Below are 23429 nucleotides of genomic sequence, written 5' to 3'. Positions count from 1 at the left end.
ACCCACCGATGCTTGATCGCCTCAACGCCGTCTATCCCGTCCGCTATACCGTTCTCGCCTTCTGCGCGGTGGCGGCGTTGCTGAGCCTGTTCACGCTGGTCGCCTTCGGCATCGGGGGTTTCTGGTTCCTGGTGTTTGCCGCGCTCAGCGCGCTTGGCGCCTGGGACTTGCGCCAGACACGCAGCTCGGTGCTGCGCAACTACCCGGTGATCGGACACCTGCGCTTCATGCTCGAGTACGTGCGCCCCGAGATCCGCCAGTACTTCATCGAGAGCGACACCGAGGCGCAACCGTTCTCGCGCAGCCAGCGCAGCCTGGTGTATGCGCGCGCCAAAGGCGAGACCGACAAACGCCCGTTCGGCTCGCAACTGGACATGAAGGACAACGGCCACGAGTGGATCAACCACTCGATCGCGCCGAGCGCGCTGGCCACGCACGATTTCCGCGTGCGCATCGGCGGGCCAGACTGCACGCAGCCCTATGAGGCGAGCGTGTTCAACATTTCGGCCATGAGCTTCGGCGCGCTCTCGGCCAACGCCATCCAGGCGCTCAACGCGGGTGCCGCGCGCGGTCGCTTCGCGCACGACACCGGCGAAGGTTCCATCTCGGCCTGGCACCGCCTGCACGGCGGTGACCTGATCTGGGAGATCGGCTCGGGCTACTTCGGCTGCCGCAACGACGACGGCACCTTCAGCGAAGAGAAATTCGCCGCGAACGCAACCGATCCGCAGGTGAAGATGATCGAGCTCAAGCTCAGCCAGGGCGCCAAGCCGGGCCACGGTGGCGTGCTGCCAGGCGCCAAGGTGACGGCCGAGATCGCGGCCGCGCGTGGCGTGCCCGAGGGCGTGGACTGCATCTCGCCGGCCGCGCACAGCGCGTTTGCCACCCCGCTGGAGATGCTGGACTTCATCGCGAAGCTGCGCGCGCTCTCGGGCGGCAAGCCGGTCGGCTTCAAGCTGTGCATCGGCCACCCGTGGGAGTGGTTTGCCATCGTCAAGGCCATGCTGCAGACTAGCATCACGCCCGACTTCATCGTGGTCGATGGCGCCGAAGGTGGCACCGGCGCGGCCCCGCTGGAGTTCACCGACCACGTGGGCGCGCCGCTGCAGGAGGGCCTGCGCCTGGTGCACAACACGCTGGTCGGCGTGAACCTGCGCGATCGCATCCGCATCGGCTGTGCCGGCAAGGTGGTGAGCGCGTTCGACATCGCACGCGCCATCGCCATCGGCGCCGACTGGTGCAACAGCGCGCGCGGCTTCATGTTCGCGCTTGGCTGCATCCAGGCGCAGCACTGCCACACCGGCCAGTGCCCCACCGGCGTGACCACGCAGGACCCGCTGCGCCAGCAGGCGCTGGTGGTGCCCGACAAGGCCGAGCGCGTGTGGCGCTTCCACCAGAACACGCTCAAGGCCTTGAAGGAACTGGTGCAGGCCGCGGGCCTGCAGCACCCGCGCGACATCAGCGCACACCACCTGGTGCGCCGCGTGAGCGACAACGAGGTGCGCCTGCTGGCCAACCTGCTACCGACCACCGCGCCCGGCGCGCTGCTCGACGACGACGTGGACGGCGAGCACGCGGTGTTCACCACCTGGTGGCGGCGCGCGCGCGCCGAGAGTTTCTCGATCGCGCCCTGAGGCGCCGGCTCAGGTGCGGGCGTCGTCGCTGTTCACGCGCTCGGTGCGCTGCAGGCGGCCACGCTCGTCGTAGAAGCGGCGCTGCAGCAGCACACCGCGCTCGCCGTGCTCGTCCTCGCGCTGCAGGGTTCCGCCGCGCGCGTGGTACTGCTGCCAGCCGAACAAGCGGCCGTTGCGTTCACGGTTCACGGCGGCCGGCGAGCCGTCTTCATAGAAGCTGCGCGTCTCGCGCAATTCGTCGCGGCCCAGGCGGCGCACCGACTGATCGAGCTTGAGCTGGCCGTCGAGGTACCACTGGCGGATGCGCCGCTCGCGGCCCTCGGCCCACTCAACCTCCTGCGTGATCTGGCCCGACTCGGCGAATTCGCGGCCCGTGCCCTCGCGCCCCCGGTAGTCCTGCGGGGCGGGTTCGACGAGGTCGATCTCGTGCCGCAGGCGCCCGGACGGGTAGTACACGCGCTTGATGCGCCGGTCGGGCGCGTCGTTGCGGTCGATGAACTCCTCGCTGCGCACCAGCCCGCCCTGCGGATTCACGATGGTCTGACGCAGCATCACGCCGCGTTGGTGGCTCACCGTGCCGAAGGGTTTACCGGGCTCGCGGAACAAGGTGGTCTCGCGCACCTGGCCGTCGTGGCCGCAGGGCTCGCGATCGGCGGCGAGCAGGCTCGCCGGCGCGCAACGCAGCTCGGCCAGGCTGCCATCGGGCCAGCGGCGCAGCAGCACCGAGGCGCGGCGACCGTCGGCCGTCATCACGCGCTCGATCGTGCTGCCGTCGGGCGCGCTGCAGCGCTGCAGGCCACCGGGGCCGGGCGCACTGCAGCGAAGTTCATCGGCTGCGGCGGGGGCGGTCAACGCCAACACGGCGAGCATGGTCAGGGTCGTCTTCATGCAGCAAGCTCCGACAGAACGGACGGCGGGCCCACGCGCACGCCAATGCGCGCGAGCCGTCGTGCAAGCGCCAGCACCTGAGCGTCCTTGCTCAGCAGCAGCGCGTTGTGCGCCACGGCGAGGTCGATGAAACGCTGGTCATCCGGGTCGCGGCAGGTGAAGGTGGCCTTGGGCGCGGGTTCGACGCGGCGGGCGTGGCGGTCGAAGGCCTCGAGCACGGCGGTCGCGCCGGCCGCGCCGAGGCGGTGTGCAATGTGGGGGTAATCGAGCACGCGCTGCAACTCGTCGCGCATGGCCTCGCTGGCCAGCCACGTGGCGCGGCCCTCGCGCAGCGCGGCGTGCCAGGCCACGCAGGCCGGGTCGTCGAACACGAAGAGGTCGAGCACGACGTTGGTGTCGATCACGACCGCGTTCACGATCAGGCCTCGTTGTTCTCGGTGCGCGGCTTGCGCGCGGTGAGATCGAAGCGGAACAACCGGCATTCGATCGGGCCGTTCCACAACGGCACGCGGCGCGACTCCTTGAGCCGCATGCGCCCGGGCAGCTTGAGGTCGGGCGTGAGCAACCAGGCACTCCAGCCTGCGTAGTGCGTCTTCCAGTGCGCGGCCAGGCGCTCGAAGAAGGCGTCGGCGGTCTCGCCGTCGTCGCTGCGCGCCTGCTCCCGGCCCACGGTGAAGGTGCGCGCGCGCTCGGCCGCATTGCGGCCGGCCACACCGGCCGCAGCGATGCGCTCGCCATAGGGCGGGTTGAGCAGCAACACGCCCGCGCGCGCTGTGGGTGGCGTGCGCTGCAGTGCGTCGCCGCCGCGCAGCTCGATGGCCTGGGCCACGTGGGCGCGCGCGGCATTGCGTTGCGCGAAGTCGACCATGCGGAACGACACGTCGCTGCCGAACACGATCGGTGGGTGGCCCTCGGGCCAGGGCCGCTCGGCCTGGCGCGCCTCGTCGTGCAGCGCGTACCAGACGTGCGGCTGGTAGGGCAGCAGCTTCTCGAACGCGAAGCGGCGCTCGCCGCCGGGTGCGATGTTGAGCGCGATCTGCGCCGCCTCGATCGGCACCGTGCCACTGCCGCAGCACGGGTCGACCAGCGGCGGGATGTCGGCCAGCGTGGCGGCCTCGCGCGCGAGCGTGTCCCAGCCGGTGGCGGCGATCATGGCGGCGGCCAGGGTTTCCTTCAGCGGTGCGTCGCCCTTGTCCTCGCGCCAGCCACGCTTGAACAGCGGCTCGCCAGTGGTGTCGATGTAGAGCGTGAGCGTCTCGGCCGTGAGGTGAGCGAACAGGCGCACGTCGGGGCGCTGCGTGTCCACGCTGGGGCGCTCGCCACGCTTGTCCCGAAAGCGGTCGCACACGGCGTCCTTGATCTTCAGGGCGGCGAAGTTCAGGCTCTGCAGCGGGCTGTGCTGCGCGGTGAGCTCGACCTTGATGGTCTGTTTCGGCGTGAACCAGATCTCCCAGGCCACGTCGGTCGCAGCGCGGTACAGGTCGTCCTCGCTGCGGTAGGGGCCGTGCCACAGGCGCACCAGCACGCGTTGCGCAAGCCGGCTGTAGAGGTTGAGTTTGAGCGCGTCGCGCCACGAGGCCTCGAGCGTGACACCGCCGCGTGAACGCTGCAGCGCTGGCACCCCGGTGATGCGCTGTGCCTCATCGGCCAGGAAATCCTCGACGCCGGCGGCGCAGGGAAGGAACAGATGGAGTTGGTTCAAAGCGATTTGCGCAGGTTCGCGGGCGCAATGCGCATGGCCTCGCGGTACTTGGCCACAGTGCGGCGCGCGCACTCGATGCCCTGCTCCTTGAGCAGGTCCGAGAGCTGGTTGTCGGACAGCGGCTTGCCGGGCTCCTCGGACGCGATGAACTGCTTGAGCAGCGCGCGCACCGCAGTGCTGGAAGCATTGCCCCCGGTCTCGGTGCCGAGCGATGAGCCAAAGAAGTACTTGAGCTCGTAGGTGCCGAAGGGTGTGGCCATGTACTTGGCGGTGGTCACACGGCTGATGGTCGATTCGTGCAGGCCGAGTTCGTCGGCGATCTCGCGCAGCACCAGCGGGCGCATGGCCAGTTCGCCGTGCATGAAGAAGTTGCGCTGGCGCTCCACGATGGCGCTGGAGACGCGCAGGATGGTGTCGAAGCGCTGCTGGATGTTCTTGATGAACCAGCGCGCCTCCTGCAGCCGTTGCTGCATGGCGGCGTGGCCGCCTTCACCGCCGTCGCGCACGCCGCGGTTCTGACGCAAGGCGTTGGCATACACGTCGTGCACGCGCAGGCGCGGCATCACGTCGGGGTTGAGCACCACCTTGAAGCCACGGCCGGCGCGCGTGACGATGACGTCGGGCACCACCACGTTGCGCTCGACGTCGACGAAGCGGCGCCCGGGTTTGGGCTCCAGGCGCGCGATGAGCGCAAGCGCGGCGCGCACCGTCTCCTCGTCGAGACGGCAGGCGCTGCAGAGCTTGCGTACGTCGCGCTTGGCCACCAGCTCCAGCGGCTGCGCGCACAGGGCGAGCGCGGCGCGCGCCACGGGCGTGTTGCGCAGCTCCAGGATCTGCAGCCGAAGGCACTCGGACAGGTCGCGCGCGCCGACACCGGGCGGGTCCATGTGCTGCAGCCATTGCAGGGCGGTGCGCAAACGTTGTCCCGCGGTCTCGCGCTGTTCCAGTGCGGACTCCCCGTCGGGCTCGGCCACACCCTGCAGGCGCAGGAACGACAGTGCCAGCGCCTCCAGGCTGTCTTCGAGATAGCCGTCGTCGTCGAGCGATTCGATGAGGAAGTACAGCGCGGCCCGGTCCTCGTCGTTGAGCCGCAGGCAGCGCGCCTGCTCGTGCAGGTGGTCCTGCAGCGAGACCTGCGCACGCGCGAGATCAGCGGCGCTGGCGGTCTCGTCGTCATCGCCGCTGCCACTGTGGCGTGCGGGCGCGTCGCCGCCCCATTCGCTGTCGTCGGGCGCGATCTCCACCGAGCCATCGCCCTCCCAGCTTTCTTCGATCGGGCTGGCGCCGTCCAGACGCGCTTCCAGCCCATCGCCGTCGCCGCCGTCCACGCCATCGGCCCCTTGCCCCGCTTCACCGCTGTCGGCGGTGCCGCTGCACGCAACGGGCGTGGTGGCTTCCACGATCTGCTCACCCGCGCTCACCGGTGCGTCGGCGCTGGCGACCTCGCCGAACACCTCGCGCTCACTGCCGTCGTCGGCGCGTTCGAGGAACGGGTTCTCGTCGAGCATCTGCTCGACCTCCTGCGCCATCTCCAGCGTCGAGAGCTGCAACAGGCGGATGGACTGCTGCAACTGGGGCGTGAGCGCCAGGTGCTGTGAAACCCGGAGCGACAGAGCGGGTTTCATCACATCCTGAAGTGTTCGCCGAGGTAGACGCGGCGCACGTCCGCGTTCTCGACGATCTCCGACGGCGTGCCGCTGGTGAGCACGTGGCCGTCGTTGATGATGTAGGCGCGGTCGCAGATGCCCAGGGTCTCGCGCACGTTGTGATCGGTGATGAGCACGCCGATGCCGCGCGACTTGAGAAAGCCGATGATGCGCTGGATCTCGATCACCGCGATCGGGTCGATGCCGGCGAAAGGCTCATCGAGCAGGATGAAGCGCGGGTTGGTGGCCAGCGCGCGGGCAATCTCCACGCGGCGGCGCTCACCGCCCGACAACGCGGGCGCAGGCGAATCGCGCAGGTGTTCGACGTGCAGGTCGCGCAGCAGCGTGTCCAGGCGCTCGTCGATGGCTGCGGTGGTCAGCGGGCGGCCCTGTTCGTCCTCCTGCAGCTCGAGCACCGCGCGCACGTTCTGTGCCACGGTGAGTTTGCGGAAGATCGAGGCTTCCTGCGGCAGGTAGCCCAGCCCGAGCCGTGCGCGCCGGTGGATCGGCAGCCGTTCGATGGACTGGCCGTCGAGCAGGATCTGCCCGCCGTCGGCGCGCAGCAGGCCCACGAGCATGTAGAACGAGGTGGTCTTGCCCGCGCCGTTGGGCCCGAGCAGGCCCACCACCTCGCCCTTGTCGACCGCGAGCGAGACGTCCTTGACGACCAGGCGGCTGCCGTAGGACTTCTTGAGCCCGCGCGCGACCAGACGGCTGACCCCGGCGATTGCCTGGGTGGCGGCAAAGTCGGCGGCAGGCGCCATGCGGGTCACGGGCGGCTCCCGCCGAGGGTGCCCGACGGGCGCAACGGCGTGCCGGTGGCAGGCGGTGGCGGCGTGGCACCCGCCTCGCCCTCGCGCGGCACGGGCGTGAGCGTGGCGCGCACGCGACCGCCCGGATTCCCGGCGCTGCCGGCCGCGGGGTTGCCGTCGACGGTGAAGACCTCGCTGCGGTTGTCGTAGACGATCACGCTGCCGCGGGTTTCGTCGTTGAGCTGGGTACCGAGGTAGCGGCGCAGCACGGCGTCGCCGATGAAGCGGACCGTGTCGGCGCGGCTGTCGTACTCGATACGGCTCGCCTCGCCTTCGATGAATTCGTTGACGCCCTCGCGCTTTTGCTTGAAGTAGCCGGGGCTGCCCTGCACGATGCCGAACTGGTGGCCTTGCGGGTCCTGCCGCACCTCGACCTGCGCCCCGCGGATCACGATGGTGCCCTTGGTGATGACGACGTTGCCGGTGAACACGCTGATCTGGCGCGCATCGTCATAGCGCAGGTTGTCGGCCTCGGCGTTGAGGGGCTTGAGCCGGTCGGCCTGTTCGGCGCGCAGCCCACCGGCGCTCAGCGCCAGGGCCATGCCCAGCACGACGGCCAGAAGGAGAGAGGGACTAAGGGTGGGGCGCATTTGGAGGGCACGAAACTTGCATGCCATTCTAAACACGCCGCCGCGCCCGACACCCTCGGTCACCGGGCTTCGGTGAAGTTTTTTCGCCCAGACGGGCGGCGGCGTCAGCCCTTGCGCGCTTCGGCGATCAGCGCGTTGGCGACCACCAGCGTGTTGGGGCCCTGGCCCGGCACGGTGAAGCGCCCGGCAATGCCCAGCGCAGGCGTGCCTTCAATGGCGTAGGCGTCCTGCAGCGCCGCGGCACGGCGCGCCTTGGTGGCGGTGGCGCCGCTGTTGAACACCTCGCTGAACTTCGCGCGGTCCACGCCCTGGCGCACCACCCACTCGGTGATAGGACCCGACGTGGTGAGCGGCAGGCGATCGGCGTGGATCGCCTTGAACACGGCGCCGTGCAGTCGCTCGAGCAGATTCATGCTTTCGAGCGTGTAGTACAGACGCTGCATCGGCTCGAATGCGGGCGAGAAGGCCACCGGCGTGCGGCGCAGCACCACGTCGGCCGGCTTGCGCTTCTCCCAGTCTTCGAGCAGCGGCTCGAAGTTGTAGCAGTGGATGCAGGAGTAGGCGAAGAACTCGATCACCTCGATCTTGCCGGCCGGCGCCTCGACCGGCGCGGGCTTGGGCAGGCGCTGGTACTCGACGCCCTCGCGAGGCGCCACGCGCTGGGCAAACGCAGGCAGGGCAGTGCCAGCGGCCAACAGGGACAGGGTGAAATCGCGGCGGTACATGAGAGGGCAGCTCCGTCAGTGAATCTGGGCGATTGGGCGGTGACCCACGGGGAAAGTTCCCGCGGGCCGCCGCAGCGGCACGCCGGTCTGATCAGCGTTGCACGCGCACCAGCGCGGCATCGACCTTGTTGACCTGCAGTTGCTCGATGGTGAGGTCGGCCAGCGCCTTCTGCGCGAACGGGCCCACGCGAACGCGGTACACGGTGCGCCCGCTCTGTTCGCGCTCGTCGATGTTGGCGCTGATGCCCAGCATGGCCAGCCGCGCGCGCTGGGCCTCGGCTTCGTCGGGGTTGCGGAAGGCGCCGGCCTGCACGAAGTAGGTGAAGGGGTCGGCACCCACGGCGGGCTCGGCCGCCGGGGCAGCGGGGGCGGCAGCGCCTGGCCTCGCCGCAGCCGTGGTGCTGCTGCCCGCGGCGGGGGCAGGTGCGGCACCGGGCTGACCAAGGCGGGAATTCACGAGGTCCCCGATCGGGTCCTTCGCGGCAGCACCCGCCGGCGGCAACGTGCGGCCATCGGCGGGCGGCACGGAAATGGCGCCTTCGCTGCCCGGCGTGGCCGCCGCTGCGGGCGGTGCGGTACCCGCGGCGGGTGCGCCGCTGATCGCGCGGTTCGGGTTCCAGCCTTTGTTGCGTTCGGCCTCCTTGGCGTCGTCCTCGGCGCTGCGCGAGAGGCCGCGGTCGACGAAGGGCACCGGCACGCGCGTGACATAGACCGCGACCGCGAGGGCCGCGGCCAGGCCCACGAGCAGGCCGACGGCAAAGCCGATGAGGGTGCCGCCCAGGCTGCTGCTGCGGGATTGGGAGGAGGACTTTTTCGTCATGGGGCTCGGGGGCCTTTACATCTTCTGCGGGGCGCTCACGCCCAGCACGGCCAGACCATTGTGCAGCACCTGCGCGGTGGCAGCGACCAGCGCCAGACGTGCGCGCTTCACACGCTCATCATCGACCAGGATGCGCTCGGCGTCGTAGTAACTGTGGTAACTGGCTGCCAGTTCACGCAGGTAGAAGCTCACGTCGTGCGGCGCGAAGTCTCGTGCGGCACCCGTGAGCATTTCGGGGTACTTCGCGAGCTGGCGCATCAGCGCCTGCGCGGCAGTTGTGTCCAGCGGCGCAAGGTCGGCATCGGCGAGCGTGGCGACATCGCCGCCCCAGCCGGCGAGCACCGAGCAGATGCGTGCATGCGCGTACTGCACGTAGTAGACCGGGTTGTCGTTGTTCTGCTGGATCGCAAGGTCGACGTCGAAGGTGTACTCGGTGTCGGGCTTGCGGCTGAGGAGGAAGAAGCGCACCGCGTCCTTGCTGGTCCAGTCGATCAGGTCGCGCAGCGTGACGTAGCTGCCCGCGCGCTTGCTGATCTTCACTTCCTGCCCGCCGCGCACCACGCGCACCATGGTGTGCAGCACGTAGTCGGGGTAGCCGGGGGGAATGCCGACGTCGGCGGCCTGCAGGCCGGCGCGCACGCGCGCGATGGTGCCGTGGTGGTCGGTGCCCTGGATGTTGATGACCTTGCCGAAGCCGCGCTCCCACTTGGCGATGTGGTAGGCCACGTCGGGCACGAAGTAGGTGTACGAGCCGTCGGACTTGCGCATCACGCGGTCCTTGTCGTCGCCGTAGTCGGTGCTGCGCAACCACAGCGCACCGTCCTGCTCGTAGGTCTTGCCGTTGGCGATGAGCCTGTTCACCGCGGCCTCCACGCGCCCGCTGGTGTACAGGCTCGACTCGAGGTAGTAGTGGTCGAACTTGACGGCAAAGGCCTGCAGGTCGAGATCTTGCTCGTGGCGCAGGTAGGCGACGGCAAACTCGCGAATGCCGTCGAGGTCGTCCGGGTCGCCGCTGGCGGTGAATTCGCGGTCGTCGGCCTTGACGGTCTTCTTCGCGAGGAAGTCATTGGCGATGTCCTGGATGTAGTCGCCGTTGTAGGCCGCCTCGGGCCAGCCAGCATCGCCGGGTTTCACGCCGCGCGCGCGCAGCTGCGTGGAGGTGGCCAGCGTGTTGATCTGCACGCCCGCGTCGTTGTAGTAGAACTCGCGGTGCACGCGCCAGCCCTGCGTTTCGTACAGGTTGCAGATCGCGTCGCCGAGCGCGGCCTGTCGGCCATGGCCCACGTGCAGCGGGCCGGTGGGGTTGGCCGAGACGAACTCGACCATCAGGCGCTGGCCCTGCTCCACTGTTCTTTCGGGCTGGCGCCCGTAGGCCGCACCGGCCTGCAGCACGTCGCGCACCACCTGCTGCTTCGCCTCGGGTTTGAGGCGGATGTTGATGAAGCCCGGGCCGGCGATCTCGATCGCCTCCACCCAGCGCCCGAAAGCGGGTTGGGCGAGCAGCCCCGCGCGCAACTGTTCACCCACGGCACGCGGGTTGAGCTTGAGCGGCTTGGCCAGCTGCATGGCCGCGGTGACGGCGTAGTCGCCGTGCGCAGCCACCTTGGGCGATTCGAACGCGGCCTTGTCGCCCGCACCGGGGCTGAGCTTTTCCAGCTCGTCGCGCAGGGCCGAGAGCAGGTCTTGTTGGATCTGGAGCATCGGGGGATTTTAGGTGGCGGCCTGTTCGTGCCCGGTGAGCCACGCGCGCCAGTGGTCAATGCAGGCGCGCAGCTTGGGCAAGCGGTGGCGCTCGGGCAGCATCACCGCGTAGATCGGCACGCGGCTGCGGTCGAACCAGTCGTCCAGCACGGGCACCAGCGCGCCGCGGGCCAGGTGCTCGCGTGAAAGCAGGTCATTGAGCCGCGCGATGCCCACGCCCTGGAGGGCGAGCGCCATGGTGATGGCCGAGTTGTCGCTGCGTGTGTGGCCCCGCGCCAGCAGCACCGCGCCGCGCGCAAAGCCACGGCCGGCGGCGTAGGGCCAGCGGTTGAGCGCCGGGTTGGCGCTGTGCGTGATGAGCCGGTGCTGCCCGAGCTCGTCGGGGTGTTGCGGCATGCCCCACTGCGCGAGGTAAGCTGGCGCGGCGCACAGGCGCCGCCCGAACTCGGCCAGCGGCAGCGCCACAAGCTGCTCGCTCTGGTGCGCGCCGGTGCGGATCGCGATGTCCACGCCATCGCGCGCCATGTCGCTCATGCGGTCGTCGGCCATCACCTCCACCTGCAGTTGCGGGTGGCGCTGGTACAGCGCAGGCAGGCTGGGTGCGATCACGGTCTCGGCCAGCACCGGGCTCACGCTCACGCGCACCCAGCCGCTGGGGCCGCCGCGGTGGCGGCTGAAGGCGCCGGCCAGTTCGTCGCGCGTGTCGATCAGGCGCCGCGCGTGGGCGGCGAAGGTGTCGCCCTCGTCGGTGAGGCTCAGGCTGTGGGTGGTGCGGTGCATCAGCCGCGCGCCGCAGCGCGACTCGAGTCGCGCCAGCGCGCGCGAGACCTGGCTCACGGGCAGATCGCGCTCGCGCGCGGCGGCCGACAGCGAGCCGAGTTCGGCCACGCGCAGGAACAGCTCGGCATCGTCCAGGTCCAGCTTCATCGAACGGATTGTGCGGGTTTTGCAGTTTCTGCAAAAGCCATTGGCATTTCATGCGGTTTCGGGCATTTGGTGTTGTTTCTAGAGTTCACCCACAGCCCAACCAGCGGAGCGATGCCATGCACAACGACCCTTCCTTGACCCGGCATGAGGCGCGGGCGCACGCCCTGCGCCGCGAGGCCATGGCGGACTTCTGGCGCGGCGCGGACGCGGTCTGGGCCCGGTTGCAGCTCGACGCCGCCGCGCGCCTGGCGCGCAGCAGGCAGCGGCTGCAGGCGCGACTGCGGCACCGCGCCGGCGCCAGCGCGGCTCACGCCGCCGCGGGGGCGGCGGAGGGCATGGGTGCCAGCCGCTGAGCGGCCGCTGCCCTCACCGCCGCGGTAAGCCGCTGCGCCGAGGGCGGCTCGTGCGCCCAGTGCTGCCAATACAAGGCCACATCCACCGTGGCGCCAGGCAGCAGCTCGACCAGCGCGGGGTGTTTGGGCAGGTGCTGCTCGGGCACCATGCCCCAGCCCAGGCCAAGGCCGATCGCGGTCTCGAAGGCCTCCACCGCGGGCACGTAGTGGCGCGGGTAGGCCGGCTGGCGCAGGCCGATGTGCTGCGCCAGAAAGGCGTCCTGCAGCGCGTCCTTGCGGTTGAAGATGACCGCGGGCTGTGCCAGCAGCTTGTGCGGCGACACCGCCCCGCGTGGCGTTCGGCAGCGCTGCGCCACGGCGGCGGTGGCCACGCAGTGATAACGCATCACGCCCAGCGGCTCGGCCACGCAGCCGCGCATCGCGTCGGCACGGGTGGTGACGCAGCCCAGCACGTCACCGCTCTTCAAGGCGTCGTGCGTGTGGTCCTGGTCGTCGATCACGATTTCCACCAGCAGGCGGTGGCGCGCCAGCAGCGGCGCCACACCGGGCAGGAACCAGCTGGACACCGAATCGGCGTTGATTGCCACCGACAGGCTCTGCCAGCGCTCGCCCGCGCGCGCCTCGCCGCCACGCAGACCGGCCAGCAGGTCGGCCTCCATCATGCGCACCTGCTTGACGTGGCCCAGCAGCGCCTGCCCCGCAGGCGTGGCGCGCACGCGCTTGCCACGCACCAGCAGGCGCTGGCCCAGCTGGTCTTCCAGCGACTTGATGCGCAGCGACACGGCCGCAAGGGTGAGCTTCAAGGCCTGCGCGGCCGGGCCGAAGCCCCCATGCTCCACCACGGCGGCCAGTGCATCGAGATGGCGCGGATCGATCATTAAGTCTGGCTTGAGTGAATCGAATTCGCATCAACTCTATTAAACAACAGCCCGAATTGCGGCACCATGCGCTCCGCTGTCACCCCAGAACCGCGAGTCCGACATGACCCTGAGCTTTCCCGTCTTCTCCGCCGGCATGCTGCTGAGCCTGTCGCTGATCATGGCCATCGGCCCACAGAACGCGCACGTGCTGCGCATGGGCCTGCAGCGCCAGCACCTGTGGCTCACGGTGGCGGTGTGTGCGCTGTCCGATGTCGGCCTGATCGCCCTCGGCGTACTGGGCCTGGCGCAACTGGGCGGGCTCTCGGACAAGCTGCAGGGCGCGCTCATCGGCGCCGGCGTGCTGTTCCTCTCGGTCTACGGCTGGCAGGCCTTCCAACGGTTTCGCTCGCCTCAGGCACGCACACCCGAGGGTCAGCCGACGCCGCCGGCGCCCAGCACCCGCAAGCAGGCCGTCTTCTCGGCCCTGGCGTTTTCCTGGCTCAACCCGCATGCCTGGCTCGACACCGCGGTGCTGATCGGCACCGCCTCGCTGGCCTATGGCCCGGCCAGCCAGGTGTTCGGCCTGGGTGCGGCCACCGGCTCGCTGATCTGGTTCGTGGGCTTCGGCGCGGCCGCCTTCTGGATGGGCCGGCGCCTGAACTCGCTGCACCTGTGGCGTGTGCTGGATGGCCTGGTGGCGCTCATGATGTGGGGCACGGCCTTGTGGCTGCTGCTGTCCCTCTTCTGAGCACCATGGCATCGAACCAACCCGTCACCGTCTTCGGCCCCGACTTCCCCTTCGCCTTCGACGACTGGCTGCGCCACCCCGCGGGCCTGGGCCGCCTGCCGCGCGACCTGCACGGCACCGAGGTGGCCATCGTGGGCGCGGGCATGGCGGGCATGACCGCCGCGCACGAGCTCATGAGGCTGGGCCTCAGGCCTGTCGTCTATGAGGCCTCGCGCCTGGGCGGGCGCTTGCGCTCGCAGGCCTTTGAAGGCGGTCACGGGGTGGTGGCCGAGCTGGGCGGCATGCGCTTTCCGCGCTCGGGCACGGCCTTCTTCCACTACGTGCACCAACTCGGGCTGCAGACCCGGCCCTTCCCCAACCCGTTGACGCCCGCGGCCGGCTGCACGGTGATCGACCTCGAGGGCTGCACGCACCGCGCGCGCACGCTGGCAGATCTGCCGCCGCTGTTTCGTGAGGTGGCTGACGCCTGGGCCAGCGCGCTCGAAGAAGGCGCCGGTTTCGGCGAACTGCAGGACGCCCTGCGCGAGCGCGACGTGCCGCGCCTGAAGGCGCTGTGGGACCGGCTGGTACCGCTCTGGGACGACCGCACCTTCTACGACTTCGTCGCGCAGTCCAGCGCGTTCCAGCGGCTCTCGTTCCACCACCGCGAGGTGTTCGGCCAGGTTGGCTTTGGCACCGGCGGCTGGGATTCCGACTTCCCCAACTCGATGCTGGAGATCCTGCGCGTGGTGCTCACGGGTTGCGACGAAGACCAGCACCTCGTGGTGGGCGGCGTGCAGCAGGTGCCGCAGGGCCTGTGGCAACACGCGCCAGCGGCGCGCGCGATGCAGCACTGGGGCGCGGGCACCTCGCTCGCGCAGCTGCACGGCGGCGCACCCCGGCCCGGTGTGGCGGCGATCGCGCGCGCACCCGATGGCCGCCTGGCGGTGACCGACGTGCTCGGCAACACCCGCCGCTACGCCGCGGTGCTGGTCACCTGCCAGAGCTGGCTGCTCACCACGCAGATCGCGGTCGAGGAGTCGCTGCTGTCGCACAAGCTGTGGATGGCGCTGGACCGCACGCGCTACATGCAGTCGTCCAAGACCTTCGTGATGGTCGACCGGCCGCTCTGGAACGATCTGCGCGCCGACGGTTGGCCGGTGATGGGCATGACGCTCACCGACCGCCTCACGCGCGGCACCTACCTGTTCGACAACGGGCCCGACCAACCCGGCGTGATCTGCCTGAGCTACGCCTGGATGAGCGACGCGCTCAAGATGCTGCCGCACCCGACATCGCGGCGCGTGCAGCTCGCCTTGTCGGCACTGAAGAAGATTTATCCCGACGTGGACATCGCCAGCCATGTCATCGGCGACCCGATCAGCGTGTCGTGGGAGGCCGACCCGCACTTCCTGGGCGCCTTCAAGGGCGCGCTGCCGGGCCACTACCGCTACAACCACCGCATGTACGGACACTTCCTGCAGGACGCGCTGCCCGCGCAGGAACGCGGGCTGTTCCTCGCGGGCGACGACGTGTCCTTCACGCCCGCCTGGGTGGAGGGCGCGGTGCAGACCGCGCTCAACGCGGTGGCGGGCATCGTGCGCCAGTTGGGCGGCACCGCCCACGACGACAACCCCGGGCCATGCGAGGCCTATCCCCGCATCGGGCCGGTGGCCCTGCCGGATTGACGCCATGGACGCCTTGCGCCTGGCGCTGTGGCAGACGCCGCACCCGGCCGACAGCGCCGAGGCGCTCACGCGGCTGCAGACCGTGGCACGCGACGCGGCCGCACAGGGCGCGCACTGGCTGATCACGCCGGAGATGTTCCTCACCGGCTACCTGATCGATCCCGCGCTGATCGCCGCGCGCGCCGAGCCGGTGGACGGGCCGCTGATCGCGGCGGTGCGCGCGATCGCACTGCGAGAAGGCATCGGCCTCGTCACCGGCTGGCCCGAAGCGAACCCCGGCGCCCTGCCGTACAACAGCGCCGCCGCCATCGACGCCTCGGGCACGGTGCTTGCGGTTCACCGCAAGATCCACCTGTTTGGCGACGGCGACGCGCAGCGCTTCTCGCCCGGCATGGACCCACCCGCGCTGTTCGCCTGGCAAGGCTGGCGCCTGGGCCTGCTGATCTGCTTCGACGTGGAGCACGATGCACCGCTGCAATCGCTGGCCGCGCGCGGCGCGCACGCCGTGATGGTGCCCACCGCCAACATGGCGGGCTTCGATGACGTGCAGCACGTCCGCCTGCCCGACGCGGCGCTGCGGTCGGGCCTGGCGATCGCCTATGCGAATGCCTGCGGGCAGGAGGGCGGGACGGTCTACAACGGGCTGAGCACCGCCGTCGGTGGTGACGGCTCGCGCATCGCGGAGGCCGGGCGCGCGCCCTGCCTGCTGGATGCCGCCCTGCGGCCGCTCAACGCCCCGCCCAGTACGCCGCCCGCCCGTACTCGTGCTTGAGGAAATCGATCCACAGGCGCACGCGCAGCGCCAGGTGCTTGCGCTGCGGGAACAGCGCGTAGATGCCGTTGGGCGGCGCGGCGAAGTCGTCGAGCACGCTTTGCAGGCGGCCGGCCTGGATGTCGGCCTCCACCTCCCAGGTGCTGCGCCAGGCCAGGCCCAGGCCGGACAGGCACCACTCGTGCAGCACCTGACCGTCGCTGCAGTCCAGTGGGCCGCCGGGGCGCAGGTAGTGCACCTCGCGCGCACCGGCCTCACCGCCATCGACCGGCATGGAGAACGCCCAGCCACGCGTCTGCGACGCATCGCTGGACAGCGTAAGGCAGTCGTGGCGCGCCAGATCGGCCGGCGTGGCGGGCGTACCGCGGCGCTGCAGGTAGGCGGGCGCGGCCACGCAGAGACGGCGGTTGTCGGCCAGGCGCACGCTCACCAGCGATGAGTCGGGCAGGTCGCCCACGCGCACCGCGCAGTCGTAGCCCTCACCCGCCACGTCGACCACGCGGTCCGACAGGTTGAGCGAGATGGTGACCTCCGGGTGAAGGTCGCGAAAGCGCGGCACCAGCGGGGCCACGTGGCGCCGGCCGAAACCCGCGGGGGCGGTGATGCGCAGGTGGCCGCTGGCCTTGACGCCGCCCGCGCTCACGCTGGCCTCGGCGTTGGAGAGGTCGGTCAGCAGGCGCTGGCAGTCCTCAAGGAAGGCACTGCCCTCGTGCGTGAGCGAAATGCGCCGCGTGGTGCGCACCAGCAGCTTCACGCCCAGGCGCGATTCGAGCGCGTCGAGCCGACGCCCGATGATGGCCGGCGCCACCGATTCGGCGCGCGCTGCGGCCGTGAGGCTGCCGCGCGTGGCCACCGAGACGAAGGTTTCGAGCTGCTTGAGCTTGTCCATGTTCAGGTCTGGCCGGCGGGCCGGGGCGCTGCGCGGCCCAGGCGCTCGATGGCCGCGTCGTCGTAACCCAGGGCGCGCAACACCTCGGCACTGTGCTCGCCCAGCCTTGGCGGGCTGCGCACGGGCAGGCGCTGGCCGTGCAGGGTGAAGGGCAATGGCACGGTGGACACGGTCTGGCCGGCGCGTTCGCCGTCGGGCAGGGTGATCGGCGCCAGCCCGCCGGTGGCCTTGAGGTGGGGGTCTTCGAGCAACTCGTGGGGCCTGGTGATCGGCGCGAACGGCAGACCGTGCGACTCGAACAGCTCGGCCAGTTCCCGCTTGCTGCGCGCAGCGACCCGGCGCCGCATCTCGGGCAGCAACCAGTCGCGCGCGCGCACCCGGTCGTTGTTGCTGCGCAGGCGCTCATCGCCCTTCCAGTCGTCCCAGCCCATGGCATTGCAGAAGATCGCCCACTGCGTGTCGCTCACCACCGCCAGGAAAATCTGCTCGCCCTCGGCCACCTCGAAGACGTCGTAGATGCCCCAGGGCGAGATGCGCTGCGGCATGGGGTTGGCGGGCACACCGGTGACCGCGTACTGCAGCATGTGCTGCGCCACCAGGAAGATGTTGTTCTCGAACAGCGCGCTCTGCACCTCCTGGCCGCGGCCGGTGAACTCGCGCTCGCGCAGGGCGGCCAGCACCGCGATGGCGCCGAACATGCCGCCCATGATGTCGTTGACGCTGGTGCCCGCGCGCAGCGGGTCGCCGGGGCGCCCGGTCATGTAGGCGAGCCCGCCCATCATCTGCACCACCTCGTCCAGCGCGGTGCGGTGGTCGTAGGGCCCGGGCAGGAAGCCCTTGTGGCTCACGTAGATCAAGCGCGGAAAGCGGTCCTTGAGGCTGGCGTAGTCCAGACCCAGCTTCTTCATCGTCGAGGGCTTGAAGTTCTCGCCCACCACGTCGGCGGTGGCGATGAGTTTCAACGCCGCCGCGCGGCCCTCGTCGCTGTGCAGGTCGAGCACCACGCTCTTCTTGCTGCGGTTGAAGAGCGGGAAGAAGCCCGCGCCCGAACCCAGCAGGTGACGCGTGTTGTCGCCCGTGGGCGGCTCCACCTTGATGACCTCGGCGCCGAGATCGGCCAGCACCAGGCCGCAGGTGGGCCCCATGACCATGTGGGTGAACTCGACGACGCGGATGCCGTGCAGCGGCAGCGTGGGCGGGGATTCGTCAGTGGCAGGGTTGGCGGCGGACACGCGGGCTCCAGGCGAGGGGTCAAGGCACGCAGATTACACGCAAAAAAGTCATGGATAAATGGCCCGATGGGCCATCAATGGCAGCCCAGGTCAGCAATAGAGTATGGGCATGCCCAAACCCCAGGCCGTGCTTTTCGACGCCTACGGCACGCTGTTCGACGTCTACAGCGTGGGCCTGCGCGCGGAACAACTCTTCCCGGGCCGCGGCGCGCGGCTGGCCGTGCTCTGGCGCGACCGCCAGATCGACTATTCGCGCCTCGTCACCATGAGCGGCGACCCCGCGCGCTACCTCAGCTTCTGGGACATCACCGAGCGCGCATTGCGCTATGCGATCCAGGCCATCGTGCCGCAGGCGGTGGACGACTGGGCCACCTACGCCGACGCGGCGGCCAGCCTCATGAACCAGTACCGCCACCTCTCGGCCTACCCCGAGAACCGCGAGGTGATCCAGGCGCTGCGCTCACAAGGCATCACCACCGGCATCCTGTCCAACGGCGATCCCGAGATGCTGGGCATCGCGCTGCGCAGCGCGGGCCTGGACAGCCTGATCGACCCGGTCATCAGCGCCGATGCGGTGCGCCAATACAAGATCGCGCCGTCGCTCTACGCGTTGGGCGAGCAGGCCACCGGCCTGGCGCGCGCGCAGATCCTGTTCGTGAGCAGCAACGCCTGGGACGTTCTGGGCGCCACCTGGTTCGGCTACCAGACCCTGTGGATCAACCGCGCCAACCTGCCGTTCGAACAGCTCGACACCCAACCCACCGCCAGCGGCACCAACCTGCGCGCGGTGCTCGATTTCTTCTGATCCCCCACCTTCACACGGAGCCCGCCCCATGAGCGCCAGAACCACCGTCCACGGCCTGCAGGTCGACACCGCCCTGCACGACTTCATCAACACCGAGGTGCTGCCCGGCACGGGCGTGGCGCCTGCGGCCTTCTGGCAAGGCTTTGGCACGCTGGTGCACGCGCTGGCCCCCAAGAACGCCGCGTTGCTGGCCGAACGCGACCGCCTGCAGACCGAGCTGGACACCTGGCACAGCGCCAACCCCGGCCCGGTGCGCGACATGGCGGCCTACCGCAAGTTCCTCGAGACCATCGGCTACCTCGTGCCCGAACCCGGCAAGGTCAAGGCCACGACGAAGAACGTGGATGACGAGCTCGCGGTGCAGGCCGGCCCTCAGCTGGTGGTGCCGATCCTGAACGCGCGCTACGCACTCAACGCCGCCAACGCACGCTGGGGCTCGCTGTACGACGCGCTCTACGGCACCGACGTGATCGCCGAGACCAACGGCTGCGAAAAGGGCACGCGCTACAACCCCAAGCGCGGCGCCAAGGTCATCGAATGGGCGCGCCACGTGCTCGACCGCACCGCCCCGCTGAAGAAGGGCTCGCACGTCGGCTCCAAGGGTTACCGCGTCAAGGACGGCGAGCTGGTCGTCACGCTGGCCGATGGCAAGACCAGCAAGCTGGACGACAAGTCGCAGTTCGTGGGCTACCAGGGCGACGCAAAGGCACCCTCGGCCGTGCTGCTGCAGCACAACGGTCTGCACCTGGAAATCCAGATCCGCCCCGACACGCCGATCGGCAAGACCGACCCGGCTGGTGTGAGCGACCTGGTGGTCGAGGCCGCGCTGTCGACCATTCTCGACCTCGAGGACTCGGTGGCCGCCGTCGACGCCGAAGACAAGCTGCTGGCCTACCGCAACTGGCTGGGCATTCTCAAGGGCACGCTCACCGAGACCTTCGAGAAGGGTGGCCAGACGCTCAAGCGTGGCCTCAACGGCGACCGCGAGTACACGGCCCCGAACGGCAAGAAAGCCGTGCGCCTGCACGGCCGCTCGCTGCTCTTCGTGCGCAACGTCGGCCACCTGATGACCAACCCGGCCATCCTGTGGGGCCCCGAGGGCAAGGAGATTCCCGAAGGCATCATGGACGCGGTCATCACCACCGCGATCGCCATCCACGACCTCAAGAAGGACAAGACGCACCCGCTGCGCAACTCGCGCAAGGGCTCGGTCTACATCGTCAAGCCCAAGATGCACGGCCCGAAGGAAGTGGCCTTTGCCGCCGAGCTGTTCGGCCGCGTCGAGCAGCTGCTCGGCCTGCCGCAGGCCACGGTGAAGCTGGGCATCATGGACGAAGAGCGCCGCACCTCGGTGAACCTGAAGGCCTGCATCGCGGCCGCGGCCGACCGCGTGGCCTTCATCAACACCGGCTTCCTGGATCGCACCGGCGACGAGATGCACACCGCCATGCTCGCCGGCCCCATGGTGCGCAAGGGCGACATGAAGACCAGCGCCTGGATCCAGGCCTACGAGCGCAATAACGTGCTGGTGGGCCTGGCCTGCGGCCTGCGCGGCAAGGCGCAGATCGGCAAGGGCATGTGGGCCATGCCCGACCTGATGAAGGCCATGCTGGAGCAAAAGATCGGCCACCCGAAGGCTGGCGCCAATACCGCCTGGGTGCCCAGCCCCACCGGCGCCACGCTGCACGCCATGCATTACCACCAGGTGCTGGTGCGCGACGTGCAGAAGCAGCTCGAGAAGATCGACGCCGACAAGGAACGCGACAACCTGCTGACCGGCCTGCTCACCGTGCCGGTGAGCACCAACCCCAACTGGAGCGCGGCCGAGAAGCAGGCCGAGCTGGACAACAACGTGCAGGGCATCCTGGGCTACGTGGTGCGCTGGGTCGACCAGGGCGTGGGTTGCTCCAAGGTGCCCGACATCAACGACGTGGGCCTGATGGAAGACCGCGCCACGCTGCGCATCAGCAGCCAGCACATCGCCAACTGGTTGCACCACGGCGTGGTCACCGAGCAGCAGGTGCGCGAGACCTTCGAGCGCATGGCCGCCAAGGTGGACAAGCAGAACGCCGGTGACAAGCTCTACCGCCCCATGGCCGGCAACGCCAAGACCAGCATGGCATACCAGGCTGCCCTGGACCTGGTGTTCAAGGGCAAGGAACAGCCCAGCGGTTACACCGAGCCGCTGCTGCATGCCTGGCGCTTGAAGGTGAAGGCGGCGGGCTGATCCGCGAATCGCCAGCGAGAAGGGCGCCCGAGGGCGCCCTTCTCTTTTGCGGCCGCAAGGACCGCGCCTCAAACCGGTGGCTCAGATCGACTTCGCAAGCTCGAACATGACCGCGGTGCCCAGCGCCTCGCGGATGTTGCCGCGGCCGACCTTGGCCATGGACGTCTCGCCGAAGCCGGACATGTCGAACGAGGTGTCGTCGGAGGAGATTTCCACGAAAGGCATGTCCATGGCGTGGCGTGCCACCTCGCGTCGGAAAGCGTCGAACTCGGGGCCCTTGAGCGCCGCGTCGATCACGATGATGCTCGGTGCGCGATGCGCCACCGCCTCGCCCGCCTGCAACAGGTCGACCACGCTGTCGGCGCTCACGCCGATTTCGCGCAGCGCGTCGCGCACATCGGCGCGGATCTGCAGCGAAGGAGAGACCACCAGCGCGTACACGCTCTGCAACGACTTGAACATCGACGATTGATCGTCGGACAGCTCGATCGCGGAGATGCCGTCCACCGACTGCGCGGTGCGCTGGAACAGCGCCGTGCAGGTGATGCCGTCGGGCGTGACCTCGCGCTGCAGGTCGATGCCGCCGGCGGTAGCCACGATCTGGCGCGTCAGCGCCCAGTCGAGGTTGTCCAGCGAGGCGGCGGACGAAGAAGGCGGAGCGCCGTCGCCGTGGACCCGCACCTGCAGCCGCGCGTGCGGCGGCCAGTGGTTCACATCCACGCGCACGTCGATGCGCCGACCCAGCGGCAGGGCCCAGTCGATCAGGGCATTGAGGAAGGCGTGCGCCACCGTGGGGTCGACCAGCACGTCCACCGGCTTGACCTTGCGGCGCATCTCCACGCCCATCAGCGCGAATTCCTTGCGACGCTCCTGCAGGCTTTCCTCGGCCAGGCGAGACAGATCGATCTTCTCGTGGGATTGGCGAATCCGCCCGGCATGGAAACGCTGCAGTTGCTGCATCACGACCGTGAGGCGCTTGATGCGCGCCAGCGGCACGCCCAGCGTCCATTGCGCCTGTGCGCCCAGCTTGTGTTGCGACTGCAGTTGATCGACGCCATTCTGCAGGTCCTGCAGGGCGTCGCCGATCTGCTCGGCGGCGGCGGCCAGCAAGGCCGGCGCGTGCTCGGAGAGCGACCAGGGCTCGTTGCTGCGCAACGCGCCCGCGGCGCCTGCAGCGCCGGGCTGGTCTTTCTTGGGTGTGGCCATTCGGTGTTTCAAGGCTCGTCTGTCCGTGGTTTGCGGGGCCCCTGGGCCGTGCAAAGCCGCCCATTGTGCGTTCCCGCACGGGCGATGTAACGAAATCTGCACCAGAACAAGCGTTCAAACCAGGGGCTGGTAGCGGGAATGTCTACATTCCGTGCGTTGCCGCACGTTTGCGGTCACGCCGTCACCAGGCAACTGTTTGCCACAATGCCACCATGCATACCCCCGCCCCCTACCCCGCCGCCCGTCCGCGCCGCCTGCGCCGCGATACCTTCACCCGCGAACTGGTGCGCGAGCACCGGCTGCATCCATCGGACCTGATCTATCCGGTGTTCGTGCTGGACGGCCAGAACCGGCGCGAGGCCGTGGGTTCCATGCCCGGGGTAGAACGCTTGAGCCCGGACCTGCTGCTGCCCGTGGCCGAGGATTGCGTGAAGCTGGGCATTCCGGTACTGGCGCTGTTCCCGGTGATCGAGCCCTCGCTCAAGACGCCCGACGGCCAGGAAGCCATGAACGCCGACGGTCTGATACCGCGCGTGGTGCGGGCGCTCAAGGCGAACTTTCCGCAACTGGGCGTGATGACCGACGTGGCGCTGGACCCCTACACCAGCCACGGTCAGGACGGCGTGCTCGACGAGCACAACTACATCCTCAACGACCCCACCGTCGCCATCCTGGTGCAGCAGGCGCTCACGCAGGCTGCCGCGGGTGTGGACATCGTGGCGCCGAGCGACATGATGGACGGGCGCATCGGCGCCATCCGCAGCGCGCTGGAGGCCGCGGGCCACGTGCACACGCGCATCATGGCCTACAGCGCCAAGTACGCCAGCGCCTTCTACGGCCCGTTCCGCGACGCCGTGGGCTCGGCCGCCAACCTGGGCAAGGCCGACAAGAAGGTCTACCAGATGGACCCGGGCAACACCGACGAGGCGCTGCGCGAGGTGGCGATGGACATCGCCGAGGGCGCCGACATGGTGATGGTCAAACCCGGCATGCCCTACTTGGACATCGTTCGCCGCGTGCGCGATGAGTTCGCGATGCCGACCTTTGCCTACCAGGTGAGCGGCGAATACGCGATGCTCAAGGCCGCGGCGCAGAACGGCTGGCTCGACCACGACGCGGTGATGATGGAGAGCCTGCTCGCCTTCAAGCGCGCCGGTGCCGACGGCATCCTCACCTACTTCGCGCGCGACGCCGCGCGGCTGCTGCGCGGCTGAGGCCGGGGCAC

Annotated in this window: 22 protein-coding genes; 8 read left to right on the top strand and 14 right to left on the bottom strand. The window is 69.5% G+C overall.

Annotated features, from left to right (window positions below; genetic code table 11):
- Nucleotides 1-8: 8 nt before the first annotated feature.
- The gene (locus tag M3149_RS08490; RefSeq protein ID WP_251708875.1) at nucleotides 9-1634 is read left to right on the top strand and encodes an FMN-binding glutamate synthase family protein; all 1626 of its coding nucleotides are present in this window, start codon (nucleotides 9-11) and stop codon (nucleotides 1632-1634) included.
- 9 nt (nucleotides 1635-1643) lie between these two features.
- Here M3149_RS08490 and M3149_RS08485 read toward each other — a convergent pair whose 3' ends face one another.
- The 10 genes from M3149_RS08485 to M3149_RS08440 all read right to left on the bottom strand — a co-directional run bounded on the left by M3149_RS08485 (nucleotide 1644) and on the right by M3149_RS08440 (nucleotide 11445).
- Nucleotides 1644-2522, bottom strand: coding sequence for a toxin-antitoxin system YwqK family antitoxin (locus tag M3149_RS08485; RefSeq protein ID WP_251708874.1), 879 nt, complete (start codon nucleotides 2520-2522; stop codon nucleotides 1644-1646).
- Entirely contained in the window at nucleotides 2519-2938 is a 420-nt protein-coding gene (locus M3149_RS08480; RefSeq protein WP_251708873.1) for a putative toxin-antitoxin system toxin component, PIN family, read from the bottom strand. Before M3149_RS08480 ends, M3149_RS08485 begins: the two co-directional genes overlap by 4 nt.
- A 2-nt stretch (nucleotides 2939-2940) precedes the next feature.
- Nucleotides 2941-4224, bottom strand: coding sequence for a THUMP domain-containing class I SAM-dependent RNA methyltransferase (locus M3149_RS08475; RefSeq protein WP_251708872.1), 1284 nt, complete (start codon nucleotides 4222-4224; stop codon nucleotides 2941-2943).
- Nucleotides 4221-5849, bottom strand: coding sequence for an RNA polymerase factor sigma-54 (locus M3149_RS08470; protein ID WP_251708871.1), 1629 nt, complete (start codon nucleotides 5847-5849; stop codon nucleotides 4221-4223). The genes M3149_RS08475 and M3149_RS08470 overlap by 4 nt, the downstream gene beginning before the upstream one ends.
- Complete coding sequence (gene lptB / locus M3149_RS08465) at nucleotides 5849-6634, bottom strand: LPS export ABC transporter ATP-binding protein (protein ID WP_251708870.1); 786 nt, start codon at nucleotides 6632-6634, stop codon at nucleotides 5849-5851. The genes M3149_RS08470 and lptB overlap by 1 nt, the downstream gene beginning before the upstream one ends.
- 5 nt (nucleotides 6635-6639) lie before the next feature.
- On the bottom strand, nucleotides 6640-7272 hold the full coding sequence (gene lptA / locus M3149_RS08460; RefSeq protein WP_251708869.1) for a lipopolysaccharide transport periplasmic protein LptA: 633 nt from the start codon (nucleotides 7270-7272) through the stop codon (nucleotides 6640-6642).
- Between the two features lie 104 nt (nucleotides 7273-7376).
- The gene (locus tag M3149_RS08455) at nucleotides 7377-7997 is read right to left on the bottom strand and encodes a thiol:disulfide interchange protein DsbA/DsbL (protein ID WP_251708868.1); all 621 of its coding nucleotides are present in this window, start codon (nucleotides 7995-7997) and stop codon (nucleotides 7377-7379) included.
- A gap of 91 nt (nucleotides 7998-8088) precedes the next feature.
- Entirely contained in the window at nucleotides 8089-8817 is a 729-nt protein-coding gene (locus tag M3149_RS08450) for an SPOR domain-containing protein (RefSeq protein ID WP_251708867.1), read from the bottom strand.
- A gap of 15 nt (nucleotides 8818-8832) precedes the next feature.
- Nucleotides 8833-10518 carry an arginine--tRNA ligase gene (argS, locus tag M3149_RS08445; protein WP_251708866.1) on the bottom strand — a complete coding sequence of 562 codons (1686 nt, stop codon included), beginning with the start codon at nucleotides 10516-10518 and terminating at the stop codon, nucleotides 8833-8835.
- A gap of 9 nt (nucleotides 10519-10527) precedes the next feature.
- The gene (locus M3149_RS08440; RefSeq protein WP_251708865.1) at nucleotides 10528-11445 is read right to left on the bottom strand and encodes a LysR family transcriptional regulator; all 918 of its coding nucleotides are present in this window, start codon (nucleotides 11443-11445) and stop codon (nucleotides 10528-10530) included.
- A 116-nt stretch (nucleotides 11446-11561) separates the two neighbouring features.
- Between M3149_RS08440 and M3149_RS08435 the strand changes: the two genes are divergently transcribed.
- A complete protein-coding gene (locus M3149_RS08435; RefSeq protein WP_251708864.1) occupies nucleotides 11562-11798 on the top strand; it encodes a hypothetical protein in 237 nt (78 codons plus the stop codon).
- Here the strand turns inward: M3149_RS08435 and argP are convergent.
- Nucleotides 11753-12676 (bottom strand): HTH-type transcriptional regulator ArgP, encoded by a 924-nt coding sequence (gene argP / locus M3149_RS08430; protein ID WP_251708863.1) that lies wholly within the window; start codon nucleotides 12674-12676, stop codon nucleotides 11753-11755. The two genes, M3149_RS08435 and argP, sit on opposite strands and share 46 nt — an antisense overlap.
- Before the next feature lie 103 nt (nucleotides 12677-12779).
- Between argP and M3149_RS08425 the strand changes: the two genes are divergently transcribed.
- From M3149_RS08425 to M3149_RS08415, 3 genes are read left to right on the top strand one after another with little or no spacing between them, the layout of a single operon-like run.
- A complete protein-coding gene (locus M3149_RS08425) occupies nucleotides 12780-13406 on the top strand; it encodes a LysE/ArgO family amino acid transporter (protein WP_251708862.1) in 627 nt (208 codons plus the stop codon).
- A gap of 5 nt (nucleotides 13407-13411) precedes the next feature.
- Complete coding sequence (locus M3149_RS08420; RefSeq protein WP_285886779.1) at nucleotides 13412-15073, top strand: flavin monoamine oxidase family protein; 1662 nt, start codon at nucleotides 13412-13414, stop codon at nucleotides 15071-15073.
- Between the two features lie 4 nt (nucleotides 15074-15077).
- Nucleotides 15078-15845, top strand: coding sequence for a nitrilase-related carbon-nitrogen hydrolase (locus tag M3149_RS08415; protein WP_251708861.1), 768 nt, complete (start codon nucleotides 15078-15080; stop codon nucleotides 15843-15845).
- Here M3149_RS08415 and M3149_RS08410 read toward each other — a convergent pair.
- Complete coding sequence (locus tag M3149_RS08410) at nucleotides 15802-16734, bottom strand: LysR family transcriptional regulator (RefSeq protein ID WP_251708860.1); 933 nt, start codon at nucleotides 16732-16734, stop codon at nucleotides 15802-15804. The two genes, M3149_RS08415 and M3149_RS08410, sit on opposite strands and share 44 nt — an antisense overlap.
- Nucleotides 16735-16736: 2 nt before the next feature.
- Nucleotides 16737-17966 (bottom strand): CaiB/BaiF CoA transferase family protein, encoded by a 1230-nt coding sequence (locus M3149_RS08405; RefSeq protein ID WP_251708859.1) that lies wholly within the window; start codon nucleotides 17964-17966, stop codon nucleotides 16737-16739.
- Nucleotides 17967-18075: 109 nt separating this feature from the next.
- Between M3149_RS08405 and M3149_RS08400 the strand changes: the two genes are divergently transcribed.
- Nucleotides 18076-18771: a haloacid dehalogenase type II gene (locus M3149_RS08400; protein ID WP_251708858.1), complete on the top strand. Its 696-nt coding sequence runs from the start codon at nucleotides 18076-18078 to the stop codon at nucleotides 18769-18771.
- Nucleotides 18772-18799: 28 nt separating this feature from the next.
- Nucleotides 18800-20998: a malate synthase G gene (locus M3149_RS08395; protein WP_251708857.1), complete on the top strand. Its 2199-nt coding sequence runs from the start codon at nucleotides 18800-18802 to the stop codon at nucleotides 20996-20998.
- An 81-nt stretch (nucleotides 20999-21079) separates the two neighbouring features.
- Here the strand turns inward: M3149_RS08395 and M3149_RS08390 are convergent, their stop codons facing one another.
- Nucleotides 21080-22204: a hypothetical protein gene (locus M3149_RS08390; RefSeq protein WP_251708856.1), complete on the bottom strand. Its 1125-nt coding sequence runs from the start codon at nucleotides 22202-22204 to the stop codon at nucleotides 21080-21082.
- A 212-nt stretch (nucleotides 22205-22416) separates the two neighbouring features.
- On the opposite strand from M3149_RS08390, the gene hemB reads away from it, so the two are divergent.
- A complete protein-coding gene (hemB, locus tag M3149_RS08385; protein WP_251708855.1) occupies nucleotides 22417-23418 on the top strand; it encodes a porphobilinogen synthase in 1002 nt (333 codons plus the stop codon).
- The last annotated feature ends 11 nt before the right edge of the window (nucleotides 23419-23429 follow it).

The sequence above is a fragment of the Hydrogenophaga intermedia genome, from assembly GCF_023715105.1.
Classification (GTDB): domain Bacteria; phylum Pseudomonadota; class Gammaproteobacteria; order Burkholderiales; family Burkholderiaceae_C; genus Hydrogenophaga; species Hydrogenophaga intermedia_A.
Note: the sequence above shows the minus strand (reverse complement) of the source record. Positions and strands in the feature narration are given on the sequence as shown.